This window comes from Parabacteroides sp. AD58 (genome assembly GCF_023744375.2).
Classification (GTDB): Bacteria; Bacteroidota; Bacteroidia; order Bacteroidales; family Tannerellaceae; genus Parabacteroides; species Parabacteroides absconsus.
The window spans coordinates 3,054,627-3,068,836 of the sequence record NZ_CP146284.1 but is presented as its reverse complement, the minus strand read 5'-3'; the positions used below and the strand labels follow the sequence as shown (position 1 = coordinate 3,068,836).

The window sequence follows — 14,210 nt, the reverse complement described above, 5'->3', positions numbered from 1 at the left end:
ATCATTCCGGCTGATGCTTCGGCCTCTGCTCATTGAGCCGGCTGCGGCTGCGAAGCCTCCGGACACATCCGCTGTTCCAGCACCTTCATGAAATAACCGCCCACTACCGAGCGCGCCCGGAATCCTACCGAAGTGGCATCGGTCGTCTCGTGCCAGTCGCTGAGCGGAATACGCGACGGGGTCTCGTTCGCATACTTATACACCGGTGCGACCAGGGCATTGAAATCGTCCATCTCACCCGTCAGGCAGGCTGTCCACATGATCCAGTCTGACTTCGTATAGGTCTTGCGGCTGTCTAACGGCAGGCCGTAGGTGTTCTGCACCGTCTTGTAATAAGCCATTTCCGTCGTCGCGATGTCTTTATCGAAGATGTTTAATCCCAGCAGTTTGTCCCAGATCAGGTTATACTTCTGGCTCCAGGTTCCCGGCTGGTCGAATGTCAGCTTGTAATGATCGCCGTCGATCGCCATTTCCTTCCATTTGCCCGCCATCTCCTTGGCTGCCTTCAGATACTTGTCTGCCGTTTCCTGGTCGCCCAGCATTTCAGCCAGCTTGCCATAACCGGCAATACCCAGGATAGCCTTGATCGAGAGGTTCGCGTTGTGGGCAAAATGGCCGGCAAAGTCGTCGGTACACAACTGGTTCTCCGGGTCGAGTCCGGCTTCTACCAGATAGTTGGTCCAAGTAGTCAGCACATCCCAGTGTTTCTTGGCATAGTCGGCATTTCCTTCCCGCAGGGCGATGGCTGTTGTCAGGATCAGCATGTTACCGCTTTCCTCAACCGGCATATCGCCTCCATAGGTCTGTCCGTTAGCCTGCGGATAAGTACCCACATCGTGTGCGGCAAACGGTTTCTGCCACCGGCCGCTCTCACTGTATTCGAAGATGAAATTCATCATGCCCTTCAGCAACTCGGGGTTATAGACCAGGAAGAGAGGCGATGAAGGATAGGTAATGTCGACCGTTCCGATCGAACCGTTGCTGAAGTTCTCTTTCGAGAAGTAGAGCAGGTTACCGTTCTTGTCTTCTACCAGCTTGTGGGCAGCCAGGATCTGGCGGTAAACGAGGGCACACAGCTCAGCATACTGCTCACCGCCCGCCGTCCGGGTGTCGTTCATCAGCTGTTCATCGAAGGTACGGCAGCGCTGCATCACCGGATCATAGTCTTTCGATGCCTGCAGCAGCACCTGGTCGATGCTCACCTGTCCGTTATGTTTCCAGTAAGCCATCCGGTTGTCGTTGAAATACTGGATGGCGTAATCGTCGTCATAGGCAATCATGGCATAGCCGGAAGCCGCGTCTTTCACGCTTCCCAGGTTATCAACCATGGCCAAGGAATGTTCCTGGTTCGGATCGTCGATGTTTCTTCCTCTCGAAATAGATCCTGCGGCAGCAAATTCCTTTTTCAAGCTCATGAAATCGCTGGCACCGAAGGTCACCGATTCTTTCTGGGGCGCTGCCAAATAGAAATGTCCCCAGTCAATCCGGACATCATCGCCCTTGGTCTGCAACACCGGCTGGTCGACCGTACCGGTCATCGCATACTGAAGTCCTTCGGGTTTCAGAATGACCGCCGACTCAACAGCCTGTCCGGGCACATTGGTTGCCCAGGCCGAAGTGGCTTCGAGGTAGAGCTGCACATCGTGTGCCTTCCCGTCGGCCGATTCTACCTGATAGGAAATATAATTGACCGGACGGCTCATCAGGTCCAAGTCGTCCATCAGCAGCGGAGCCGTAAAGATCACCTTCAGGGCCACCGGTCCGCAAGCAAAGGTATAATAGGTCTGCGTCGGGGTAAAGGTGACGTGTGTCTGGTCGGCAGCGGTTTCAAAGAACATGGCATCGGGCATCTTGACAGAAAGTCCGAAATCCACATAAGCGCCGCCCGTCGTGTTGTGGCAGTGCGCGGCAATCACGTTCTTGCCTTTCCGGAGGGAAGCCTTCACGTCGGCCGGCAGCTCCAGCAAGACATCATTCTTCCAGGTGTTACCGGTCGAAACAACCTGTTTCCCATTGATATAGAGTTCAAATACATCGTCGTGCGAATAATTCAGATAGACTGTCTGGTCTGCTACGTCTTCATCCAGGTCGAAGGTGCGGCGTACCCAGATATCTTCAGACTGCCAGGTCGTAGCCAGATGAGGCATCTCGGGCGTTCCGAAAGCGGCTTTGCCCTTCTTCCACGAAGCATCGTTGAAGGTTGCTTCAAACCAGTTGGCAGCGGGTTTCTTCTCGGTGTACGAAGCATCCCATTTTTCCAGCTTGGCCGTACTCAATACAGGCCGCAGAGGGATATTCTCTTTTCCCATAAAACGATAGTTGGTTCCGTCGACCCGCAACACACCCAGCAAAGGGAAAGGCTTCCCGGTCCAATGCCGCGTCTGGTCGGCATTCAGCTGATCGGTAAACGACCAGCCACTGGTATAAGGATCGATCGTGACAAGCGGATAAGCCGGAGCCCTCAACTGGCAATCGGCCACCGGAGTAAAATAATTGTTTTTTTGCTGAGACGTGCAAGCACTTAGCAAACCTGCCAGCAAAACGAGCATGGATGAAAATAATTTCATGGCATAAATAATCTTTAAGTTATCATGTTTATACCTATATGACGCCCAAAGGCGCTTCCTGCCCCCAATAAGGACCGGACTTTTTTATTTTTTTATAAAAAACACATTGGCCTTTTTTATTTTCTTTTTCTGACAACAAAAGTAACAATAAATTCACAGTTTCTGCCTTTGTCGGCAAAAATATAGCAGGTGGGCGGGATGAATATTTTATGTATGAATTATATATCTACGATGCATCCCTTGAATATACAGTCATAATATATTGATAAACAGATAAAAATTATCATTTTTACGACTTATAATTCCTATAAAACAGATTACGAATTAATTAATTCACTAAAGTGATGTAATCAATTCATATTAGTAAATTAATCAATTCACAAGTGTAATTCAATTAAATCACATATATGAATTAATTAATATATTAAGAGAAACGGTAGAAAAGATGGAAGTTGAATATAAATTTCTCCTGATATTCAGACCTGATACCTTACTGATTTTTCAGTTGTGGCAGATTGGTGTTTCAAATAAAGAATGATTTTCCCTCCCGGAATTTATACTACCTTTGCGCCGGAAAAGAAAACGAGATTTATGGAATATACAACACATACCTTGGCCAACGGACTGCGGATGGTGCATTTGCCGTCGGAATCGCCGGTGGCGTATTGCGGATTTGCCGTCAATGCCGGGGCGCGCGACGAGCAGCCATCGGAATACGGACTGGCGCATTTCGTGGAACACATGATTTTTAAAGGTACCGAACGCCATCGTGCGAACTACATCCTGAACCGGATGGAGACGGTGGGTGGCGAACTGAATGCCTATACGACGAAGGAAGAGACGTTTGTCTATTCGCTCTTCATGCGCGAGCATTTCCAGCGTGCCTTCGACCTGCTGGTCGACCTGGTGTTTCATTCTACGTTTCCGGAGGTGCAGATTGCCAAAGAGACGGATGTGATCCGCGATGAGATCAGTTCGTATGAAGACAGCCCGTCGGAGCTGATCTTCGACGATTTCGAGAATCTGCTGTTTCAGGGCCATGCCTTGGGGCATAACATCTTGGGCGATGAGAACTGCCTGTCGGCCTTCGGCCCGGAAAGCGGCAGGTCGTTCATGCGCCGTTTCTATACGCCGGATAATATGGTCTTTTTCTCGATGGGGAACATTCCTTTCAGCAAGATCGTGAAATGGGCGGAAGGACTGATGAGCGACATCCCGGCTTCGGCCAACCGGCTGTCGCGGCAGAAACCCGGGCCGGTGGTTCCCGAATCGCGGTTGCTGTCGAAAGACACGCACCAGGCGCATGTGATGATCGGCAGCCGGGCGTACAGCATGTTCGACGACCGCCGCATCTCTTTGTTCCTGCTAAACAACATCTTGGGCGGACCCGGCATGAACAACCGCCTGAACCTGTCGCTGCGCGAGCACAACGGACTGGTATATAACGTAGAGTCGAATATAGCTTCGTACACGGATACGGGCGTGTTCAGCGTCTACTTCGGAACCGACCCAAAGAACAGGAAGCGGGCCATGCACCTGGTACACCGCGAGCTGGATAAGTTTCGCACGGAAAAGCTGAGCGAACGCCAGCTGGAAGCCGCCAAGAAACAGGCCCTGGGGCAACTGGGCGTATCGGTTGATAACCGCGAAAGCCTCTTCCTCAACCTGGGGAAAAGCTTCCTGCACTACAACCGTTTTGATTCGATGGAAGAAGTATTCGAGCAGATTCAGGGCGTCACCGCCGAAAGCATCTGGCAGGTGGCCGGCGAGCTGTTCGATCCCGACCGGCTGTTCACCCTGATGTACGACTGATCTTTACCAGCATTCGGCCTCTTCTTCCAGCTCCGGGATGTCTTCTTTCCGGTAGACCGGACTTTTGATGCCTTTCCGTTTCTGGGCCATGTAGTTGTCTAACAGCAGAAAGGCCTGCCGGCTCAGGATGGAGATGGCGATCAGGTTGCAGATCGTCATGAGGCCCATCATGATATCGGCCAGGCTCCAGGCCAGGTCGAGGCTCATCAGGGCGCCACACAAGACCATGGCCGCCACCAGCAGCCTGTACGCCACGAGGACCGGCTTCCGCCGCGTGATGAAATGGATATTCGCTTCGCCGTAATAATAATTCCCGATGATGCTGCTGAAGGCAAAAAGCAGGATGGCCAGGGCGATAAAGACACTGCCCGCCGATCCGACTTCGGCCGTCAGGGCTTCTTGCGTCAGCTGGATGCCGTTGAGGCTGGTCTGGGTGGAGACACCACTGAACAGGATGATGAAAGCCGTGCAGGTACAGATGATCAGCGTATCAGTAAATACGCCCAGCGCCTGGATCAGTCCCTGTTTCACCGGATGAGAGACATGGGCCGTAGCCGCCACGTTCGGCGCCGAACCCATACCGGCTTCGTTGCTGAATAAACCCCGTTTGATGCCCTGCATCAGTGTCGCGCCGATGCCGCCGCCCAAGGCCTGTTCCCAGCCGAAGGCATTCGAGATGATCAGGCGGATCACATCCGGCAGTTTCCCGAGGTTGAACAAGACGACGCCCAGGGCCAGGATGATATAACCCAGCGCCATGACCGGAACGATCACACCGCTCACCTTGGCAATGCGGTGGATGCCGCCGAAGATGATCAGCAGCGTCACGGCCGTCAGGATAATTCCCATCCAGACAGGATCAATGCCGAAAGCCTTGTCCCATGCCGCACAGATCGTATTGCTCTGCACGGAGTTAAAGGCAAAACCGAAAGTGATGGATATCAGTACGGCAAAAAGGATGCCCATCCAGCGGGCCTTCAGTCCTTTTTCCATGTAATAGGCCGGACCGCCCACGAACGAGTCTTTTCCCCGCCGTTTGTAAAGCTGGGCCAACGTAGATTCGACAAAGGCACTCGACGAACCGATCAGGGCAATGATCCACATCCAGAAGATCGCTCCCGGACCGCCTACCGTGATGGCCGTGGCCACACCTGCCAGATTGCCCGTCCCGACACGGCTGGCCAGCGAAACGGCAAAGGCCTGGAACGACGAGATATGTTTTTCGTGCCCGTCGGCCTTCTTCGGCGAGTCACCCAGCAGGCGAATCATTTCCCCAATCATCCGGAACTGCACAAAGCGGCTGCGGATGGTAAACCAGAAAGCACAACCCAGCAGCATGATGATCAGGATGTACGACCACAATACGTCGTTGATGCTGCTAATCCAATCATTTAATAAGTCCATAGGCCCGAATATTTCCGCAAAGGTAACCAAAATTCCCAATTTCTTTTCTTACCTTTGCTTCAGGTCTCATTCCTTAACTGTGAAAATATGGAACAACTACTTCATTACCTCTGGAAATACCGGCTGTATCGGCCGTCGGGCCTCACCACGACGCAGGGCGATACACTCGAGATTATTGATCCCGGCCTGGAGAACACCGATGCCGGGCCCGATTTCTTCAATGCGAAAATCAGAATCAACGGAACTGTATGGGCCGGCAGTGTGGAGATACACCAGAAAGCGTCGGACTGGCTGGCGCACGGCCACTCGGCCGACAAAGCCTACGGAAATGTCATCCTGCACGTCGTTGAGACAGACGACGGCACCGTGTTCCGCCAGAACGGAGAAGCCATCCCGCAGCTGGTCCTGCCCGTTCCGGAACAGGTCATCGACAACATGGAATGGCTGCTCACCCGCGACAGTCCGGTGGCCTGCCTCGAGCGCCTTCCTGCCATCGACCCGGTGTTCCGCCTGCAATGGATGGACGCCCTGCTGGCCGAACGGCTGGAGCGGAAGACCGACGATATCCTCCGCTGGCTGGACTTGTATCAGAAAGACTGGAACGAGGTGTTCTACATCCTGCTCTGCCGCAACTTCGGCTTCGGCGTCAACAGCGATGCCTTCGAACGCCTGGCCCGCAGCCTGCCCCTGAAGTGCATCCTGAAGCAGCGGCCAAGCGCTTCGCAGGTCGAAGCCCTCTTCCTCGGACAGGCCGGTCTGCTAAACGATTCCACCGGGAACCGCCATCATTACTACCGGCTCTTGCAACAGGAATACAGCTTCCTCCGCAAGAAATACGGGCTGGAGCCACTCGAGCCCCATATTTTCCGGAACCTGCGCCTCCGGCCCGACGCGACGCCCCACATCAAGCTCGTCGAACTCGCGGCCATCTGGATCCGGCACGACACCCTGTTCTCGTCGGTTCTCTCGGCCCGCACGCCCCGCGAGCTCAAGGATTTCTTCCGGGTACCGGCGTCAGCATTCTGGGACACGCACTACAACTTTCTCCGTCCGTCGCCACACAGGAAGAAACAGCTGGGCGAGAATGCCCTCAACATGCTGCTGATCAACACGGTCGTTCCCCTGATGTTCGCCTATGGCCTCTATCACCGGATGGACGAGCACAAGGCACGCGCCCTGCGCCTCCTGGCCAGTATTCCGCCGGAGCAGAACTCCATCATTTCCCTGTTCAGCCAGGTCGGGATGAAACCCCGGAACGCGGGCGACACCCAGGCGCTGATCCAGCTGAAGCGGAACTACTGCGAACAGAAGAAATGCCTGTACTGCCGGTTGGGCTTCCAGCTGCTCAAGCCGTGACGCTTTCGAGGGTTTATCTGGATGAGATAGTGGAAATCACAGTTATTTTATCTATTTTTGCCCAGTATTATCTACAGACAATGAGAATAAGAAAGAGTTTCTATCAACGGCTTCTCGGATGGACAGGCGTTTGCATGCTGCTTGTCTTATGTGCCTGTGCCAACATGGCGACACCCAACGGAGGACCTTATGACGAAGATCCGCCCAAGTTTATCGGCAGTACGCCTCTTCCCAATTCCACGAATTACAAAGGCAAGAAAGTGGAACTGCTGTTCGACGAGTTAATCCAGATCGACAACCCGTCGGAGAACGTGATCATCACTCCGCCGCAACGGGAACTGCCCATCATCCAAAGTGCCGGGCGGAAAATCCAGGTGGAACTGCTGGATACGCTGAAGGAGAACATGACATATACCATCGACTTCACCAATTCGATTGCCGACAACAACGAGAAGAATGTGCTGGAGAATTTCTCGTTCGCCTTCTCGACGGGCGATGTGATCGACTCACTGGAGATTTCGGGATATGTCCTCAACGCCGAGAACCTGGAACCGATGCCGGGCATCTCGATCGGCCTGCACAGCAACCTGGCGGATTCGGCCTTTCAGAAACTGCCTTTCGACCGGACTTCGCGCACCAATGACCGGGGACGTTTTACGGTGCGCAACATCAAGCCGGGCACCTACCGCGTTTATGCCCTGAATGACGTGAACCGCGATTATAAGTTCGACCAGCCGGGCGAGGATATCGCCTTCCTGGATTCGGTTGTCGTACCGACCTTCGAACCGGCAACGCGGATGGATACGACCTGGGTCGATTCATTGACGATCGATACAATCAAGCAGGTGGCGTTCACCCGTTTCCTGCCTGACAACATCGAACTGCGGCTCTTTAAGGAGAAATTCGAGCGCCAGTATATGACTCGTCCGGAGCGGCCGGATGAACACCGGTTTATCCTGCATTTCAATGTTCCGGTTGATACGGTTCCGGCACCTGTTCCCCTGAACTTCGAGCCGGAACAGGCCGACTGGTATCTGGAACAGCCGACCGACGGCGGGAAAAACATCACCTTCTGGCTGACGGACTCGACCGTATGGAAGCGTGATACCCTGCAGATGGAAATCACTTATCCGAAAAGCGATTCCCTGGGTATTCTGCAACCCCAGACAGACACCATTCAGACCGTGTTGCGCCGCCGGGGAGAACAGAAACGCAAGAAGAAAAAGAATGGTGAGCCGGAGATCGTCTTCCTGAACATGACCATCGACGCGCCCGGCGACATGGACCTGTTTGATACCGTCTCGGTGGCATTCGACGAACCACCTATCGAGCTCAAGAAGGAATTCTTCCATCTGGAACAGGAGATCGACTCGGTCTGGACGACTGTCGATTTCGATTTCTATCAGGACTCTATCAACTCACTGGGCTATTATATCCAGCGGAAATGGAAATACGGAGAATCCTACCAGATCAGCGTCGATTCGGCTGCCATCTACAGTCTGTACGGCAAGTGGAACGATAAATTCCAGGCGAAGTTCAAGATCAAGCCTGAAGACAGTTATGGCCATCTCTATATCAACATCATCGGGAACGACACGGTTCCGGCCTATGTCGAGCTGCTGAACTCGAAAGACGAGCCCATACGGAAAGCCACGGTCAAGAACGGCGGCGTCTTGTTCATGGACCTGAAGCCGGACAAGTATTATGCCCGCCTGGTGATGGACGCCAACGGAAACGGAATATGGGACACCGGCAACTATGCCGAGAAACGGCAGCCCGAAGAAGTCTTCTACTGCCCGAAAGTATATACGATCATGCAGAACTTCCAGGTAGAAGAGACGTGGAACATCCGCGAAACGCCGTGGCTGAAACAGAAGCCGCTGGACATCACCAAGAACAAGCCGAAGGAAACGACCAAGAAAAAGCGGGATTACCGGGAAGAAGGACGTAATAAACAATCATCATCATCCAATGGACTGGGCGGTTTCTCTTTCTAAAAGGATGATGATCTTGCTGTGCTGCCTGCTCGGTTGTGCTTCGCTGGCAGCCCAGGAAATTCCCGTCTCGCGGTTCCAGCCGGGTGAGACGGTGAATTATCAGCTTTATTTCAAATGGGGACTGATTATGGCGAAAGCCGGAGAAGCGACGCTGTCGGTCGACAAAGCTTCGTTCCAGAACCAGCCGGCCTGGCATTATTCCCTTCTGTTCAAGACCAACGGCCTGTTTGAGCGTGTCTACCGGATGCGCGATACCCTTGCCTGCTTTTATTCGTATGACAAAGGGCGGCTGCAATACAGCAGCAAGCATTCAGATGACGGTGATTATTATTCGATCGACGAACTGACATTCTCGTATGTGAAAGATCAGGTGCATGTTCATTCCAAGCGCTACACACCGACACGCGTCAAGATTGATACGCTGCTGACGGCGGAAGGGAATGTACATGACATGCTTTCGGCCACAATGTATCTGCGGTCATTAGACTGGAACCGGCTGACGATAGGCCATGAGTGTCCTTTCCTGATTGCCGTCGGCCGTGACATGGTGCGTGCCGCCTTCCGGTATGAAGGACAGCAGGTGATTGAACGGGACGGTGTGAAATACCGGACCCGTCATTTCTATGTAGATGTGTATGATGAAGCCTTCACCCAAAGCAAAGCAGCCGGAGAAGTCTGGATAGGCGATGATGAGAATCACATTCCCGTGAAAATCCGGGCGAAGCTGAAAATCGGTGCGGCAGAAGTCTATTACAAGTCTTCCCAAAACCTGAAATTTCCGTTTTCATGCGGAATCTCAGCCACGAAATAAGAGAGGAAAGGTCTATAAACAATTAAAGGCTGTCTCACGACAACCCCTAATCAAACTTTGTTAACCTTAAATCTAATACTATTATGAAAAAACCACAGTGCAAAAGTAGATATTGTCAAGTGGTTTGTCAAGTATTTTCGATATAATAAATCTTAAAAGCAGTAATCATCATGAAGAAACAAGCAACTTTTCTCGGACTGTTAGCCTGCTGTCTGCTGCAGTTCGCCTCCTGCACAGGCGGACCGGCCGGCAAAACCGTGTATAACCTGTCTGATTATGGCATCCGTCCGGACACACGTGAAAACATGTCTCCGCTGATCGAGAAAGCACTCCAGACCATCCGGAAGGAACACCCGGAAGGGAAAGAACTGACCATTGTCCTGCCGGCCGGGCGCTATGATTTTTATCCCGACCAGGCCGCCTCGCGCACCTATTTTGTCTCCAACCACGATCAGCCCAATCCCAAAGCTGTCGGATTGGCCCTGGAAGATATGGACGGAGTGACCTTCGACGGACAAAACGCGGAACTGGTGTTCCACGGGCGCATGCTGCCACTTTCTTTACTTCGCAGCAAGGACTGCACCCTGAAAAATTTCTCCATCGACTTTGAGCAGCCTCATATCACACAGGCATCCGTCATTGCCAACGATCCGCAGGCCGGACAGATCACACTGGAACTGGCGCCGTGGGTACAGTATGAAATCTCGGGAGACTCGTTGTTCGTCAAAGGAGAAGGATGGCGGCACTGTCCTCCTATCTGCATCGCTTTCGAGCCGGAAACCCGTCGTCTGGTCTACAACAGCAGCGATGTGCGGATGGTCTTGTCCAAGGTAAAAGATCTGGGCAACCGCAGAATACTGGCCGAAGGCTGGAAGAACCCGCAGCTGGTTCCCGGCACGGTACTGGCCATGCGAACCTGGTATCGTCCGGCGCCCGGTATTTTCCTGTCGCATAACACCAATACAACCCTGAAAAACATCCAGGTACATTATGCAGAAGGCATGGGCGTATTAGCACAGGTTTGCAATAACATCCAGCTCGACAGCTTCTCGGTCTGCCTGAAAGGGAAAGATGATCCGCGGTATTTCACCACCCAGGCCGACGCCACCCATTTCTCCAACTGCAAAGGACTGATCCGTTCGGAGAACGGACTGTATGAGAATATGATGGACGACGCGATCAATGTACATGGTGTCTATCTGAAAGTCCGGCAGCGTCTGGACGACAAAACCGTTCTGGCTTCGTTTGAACATGCGCAGGCCTATGGCTTTGACTGGGGATTTGCGGGAGACACCGTCCAGTTTATCCGCTCCAAGACCATGGAACTGCTCGACGGAACCAACCAGATCGCTTCCATCCGGCCGGAAGATCAGGATTCTGTATGCGGTGCCAAGGTTTTCCGCATCGCATTCGCACAGGCATTGCCCGCAGAAGTCACACCGGAAGCCTCCATCGGAATAGAAAACCTGACCTGGACGCCGGAGGTGATCTTTGCCCACAACACTATCCGGCACAACCGGGCACGGGGAAGTCTGTTCAGTACGCCCAAGAAAACGGTGGTGGAAGAAAATCTGTTTGACTATACTTCAGGCACAGCCATCCTGCTTTGCGGAGACTGCAATGGCTGGTATGAAACCGGAGCCTGCCGGGATATTCTGATCAGACACAACCGGTTCATCAATGCCCTGACCAATATGTTCCAGTTCACGAATGCCGTCATCTCCATTTATCCGGAAATACCGGATCTGGAACACCAGCAAAAGTATTTCCACAGCGGCATTGTAATCGAAGATAATGAGTTTGACACGTTTGATACACCGATCCTTTATGCCAAGTCAGTCGACGGACTGGTGTTCCGACACAATACCATTCACCAGAACCAGGCTTATCCGCCTTTCCACTGGAACAAACACCGGATTATGCTGGAACGGGTCACGAATGCCACCATCGAAGACAACCAGTTTGAAGGCGGATTCGACCCGGCCAATGACGTGTTGCAGCAATAATCGAAAAGGCAGCTTATGTCAATGCTGAAACCATGAACATATAGATCAGCATGCCGATAATATCATTCGAAATCGTAATGAAAGGTCCGGTCGCCAAGGCCGGATCTATTTTCAACTTATCGAGGAGCAACGGCACGAATGTACCAAAGATACTGGCGAAAATCACAACCGTAAACAAGCTCAGCGAAACGGAAGCCGTAATCGCACGGTCGCCCAGCATAAAGAAGTTATAAACGAAAACAATCAGACTGATAATACTGGCATTGATAACCGAAACGATACTTTCCTTCAGGATTTGGGTAAAGATATTGCCTTCCTTCAATGTATTGTTGGCCAGGCCCTGCACCACAATGGCAGAAGACTGAATCCCGACGTTTCCGCCCGTTCCGCCAATCAGCGGAATGAAAAGCGCCGTCTTCGGATTCGTCGCAAAGCTGTTCTCAAATCCGCCTAAGATGATGGAATTACTCAGTCCGCCGATCATTCCGATCAGCAGCCAGGGCAGGCGCGCAGCCGTTTGGGTAAACACATTATCCGACGTCTCTACATCTTGAGAGATACCGGAAGCCAACTGATAGTCACGTTCGTGCTGTTCACGTACCTCATCCATGACGTCATCGATCGTGATTCGTCCGACCAGACGCCCGATACTGTCGATAACAGGAACAGCCACCAGGTCATATTTCTCAATCGTCTGCGTCACTTCCTCGATACTGTCACTGTCGTGCACGGCAATCGGGTCTTTCTTCATCACGTGTTTGATCTTGGAAACCGACGGATTGGTTATCAGCTTTTTCAGCGGCAGCACACCACGCAGGCGATCGTCGTCATCCACCACATAGACATAATGGATTTCATCCACCTCTTCCGCCTGCTTACGCATCTCGTCAATACATTTGGGCATACTCCAGTTCTCGTTCACCACAATCATTTCCGTACCCATCAGACCACCGGCCGTATCTTCATCGTACTTCAACAGATCGACGATATCACCCGCCTGTTCAACGTCTTCGATATGCGAAAGGATTTCTTCCTGTCTGTCTTCATCCAGCTCACGCATCAGGTCAACCGCATCGTCCGTCTCCATGTTATCTACGAAACGCTTGGCGATCAACTCATTCGGAAGTTCTTTTAACAGTTTGTGACGATCTTCTTCATCCAGTTCCATCAAGACGTCTGCCGCCTGTTCACCGTCCATCAGCATATACAGGTAAATAGCTTCCTGCAGGTCGAGTTTCTGATAAATTTCGGCTATGTCCGCCGGATACAGGTCTTTCAGCAGTTCCTTTGCCTTGACATCATCTTTTTCTTCAATGATTTTCTTCAGATTGTCTATGTATTCTTTCGTCAGTTCTGTCATGGCTGCTCCGTTTTTAATATTGTTATGCAGCCGCTATAACCAGCGGCCGCCAAGTTAAGTTCGTTTTATTCTTCAGGACGCGCCCCGGCTGTCTTAAGCCAGTTATCCACCAGCAGCGTCAGCTCGATAAACTGTTCGACAGAAAGCTGTTCCGGCCGTTTGTCGAAGACGGGCAATGCATAATCAGGGAACTCTTTTCCCAAGATCGGCTTGATGGAGTTACGCAAGGTTTTCCGGCGCTGGTTGAATGTTGTCTTCACAACCGTCTTAAAGAGTTTCTCGTCGCAACCCAACGCTGTCCGCCCGTTACGCGTCATTTTTATCACAGCGCTTTTGACTTTTGGAGGCGGATCAAATACCGATTCACTCACCGTGAACAAGTATTCTATATCATACCAGGCCTGCAACAGGACACTGATAATGCCATAAGCCTTGCTCCCGGGTTTGCCGGCAAGCCGTTCGGCCACTTCTTTCTGAATCATGCCCGAACAACAGGGAATCTGATCTTTGTAATCGAGCACCTTAAAGAAAATCTGGCTCGATATATTATAAGGATAATTTCCGATCACACAAAACGGCCCTTTATACAGAGACGACAAGTCCAGTTTCAGGAAGTCGGCAGGAATGATCCGTCCTTTCAAGTCAGGGAAATTCTGTTCCAGATAGGCCACTGATTCCTGATCGAGCTCCACCACTTTCAGATCGTGTTCGGCTTCCAGCAGGAATTGGGTAAGAACTCCCATGCCCGGACCGATTTCAAGAACAGGAGTTCCTTTATATTCGGCAAGGGTGTCTGCTATTCGGCGGGCAATCTGCAAATCCTTCAGGAAATGTTGCCCCAATGCTTTTTTCGGTTTAACTAATCTCATTCACTTCGAGGAGTAATGGGTTTATATT

Annotated in this window: 9 protein-coding genes; 5 read left to right on the top strand and 4 right to left on the bottom strand. The window is 52.0% G+C overall.

The genetic code is table 11. The features are described 5' to 3' along the window. Positions 1 to 29: 29 nt before the first annotated feature. Positions 30 to 2,567, bottom strand: coding sequence for a glutaminase domain-containing protein (locus NEE14_RS13035; protein WP_251966994.1), 2,538 nt, complete (start codon positions 2,565 to 2,567; stop codon positions 30 to 32). Between the two features lie 591 nt (positions 2,568 to 3,158). Between NEE14_RS13035 and NEE14_RS13030 the strand changes: the two genes are divergently transcribed. Continuing rightward, complete coding sequence (locus NEE14_RS13030) at positions 3,159 to 4,379, top strand: M16 family metallopeptidase (protein ID WP_251966995.1); 1,221 nt, start codon at positions 3,159 to 3,161, stop codon at positions 4,377 to 4,379. Between the two features lie 3 nt (positions 4,380 to 4,382). On the opposite strand, the gene NEE14_RS13025 is transcribed toward NEE14_RS13030, so the two are convergent. After that, positions 4,383 to 5,783 carry an alanine/glycine:cation symporter family protein gene (locus NEE14_RS13025; RefSeq protein WP_251966996.1) on the bottom strand — a complete coding sequence of 467 codons (1,401 nt, stop codon included), beginning with the start codon at positions 5,781 to 5,783 and terminating at the stop codon, positions 4,383 to 4,385. A gap of 87 nt (positions 5,784 to 5,870) precedes the next feature. On the opposite strand from NEE14_RS13025, the gene NEE14_RS13020 reads away from it, so the two are divergent. From NEE14_RS13020 to NEE14_RS13005, 4 genes are all read left to right on the top strand, one after another. After that, complete coding sequence (locus NEE14_RS13020) at positions 5,871 to 7,139, top strand: DUF2851 family protein (protein ID WP_251966997.1); 1,269 nt, start codon at positions 5,871 to 5,873, stop codon at positions 7,137 to 7,139. 80 nt (positions 7,140 to 7,219) lie between these two features. Then, positions 7,220 to 9,136 carry an Ig-like domain-containing protein gene (locus NEE14_RS13015; RefSeq protein ID WP_251966998.1) on the top strand — a complete coding sequence of 639 codons (1,917 nt, stop codon included), beginning with the start codon at positions 7,220 to 7,222 and terminating at the stop codon, positions 9,134 to 9,136. A gap of 4 nt (positions 9,137 to 9,140) precedes the next feature. After that, the gene (locus NEE14_RS13010; RefSeq protein ID WP_422394657.1) at positions 9,141 to 9,947 is read left to right on the top strand and encodes a DUF3108 domain-containing protein; all 807 of its coding nucleotides are present in this window, start codon (positions 9,141 to 9,143) and stop codon (positions 9,945 to 9,947) included. 170 nt (positions 9,948 to 10,117) lie between these two features. Next, positions 10,118 to 11,953, top strand: a complete 1,836-nt coding sequence (locus tag NEE14_RS13005; RefSeq protein ID WP_251966999.1) for a right-handed parallel beta-helix repeat-containing protein — start codon at positions 10,118 to 10,120, stop codon at positions 11,951 to 11,953. 13 nt (positions 11,954 to 11,966) lie between these two features. Here the strand turns inward: NEE14_RS13005 and mgtE are convergent, their stop codons facing one another. Further along, positions 11,967 to 13,313, bottom strand: coding sequence for a magnesium transporter (mgtE, locus tag NEE14_RS13000; RefSeq protein ID WP_251967000.1), 1,347 nt, complete (start codon positions 13,311 to 13,313; stop codon positions 11,967 to 11,969). Positions 13,314 to 13,378: 65 nt separating this feature from the next. After that, positions 13,379 to 14,182, bottom strand: a complete 804-nt coding sequence (gene rsmA / locus NEE14_RS12995) for a 16S rRNA (adenine(1518)-N(6)/adenine(1519)-N(6))-dimethyltransferase RsmA (RefSeq protein WP_251967001.1) — start codon at positions 14,180 to 14,182, stop codon at positions 13,379 to 13,381. Positions 14,183 to 14,210 lie beyond the last annotated feature (28 nt).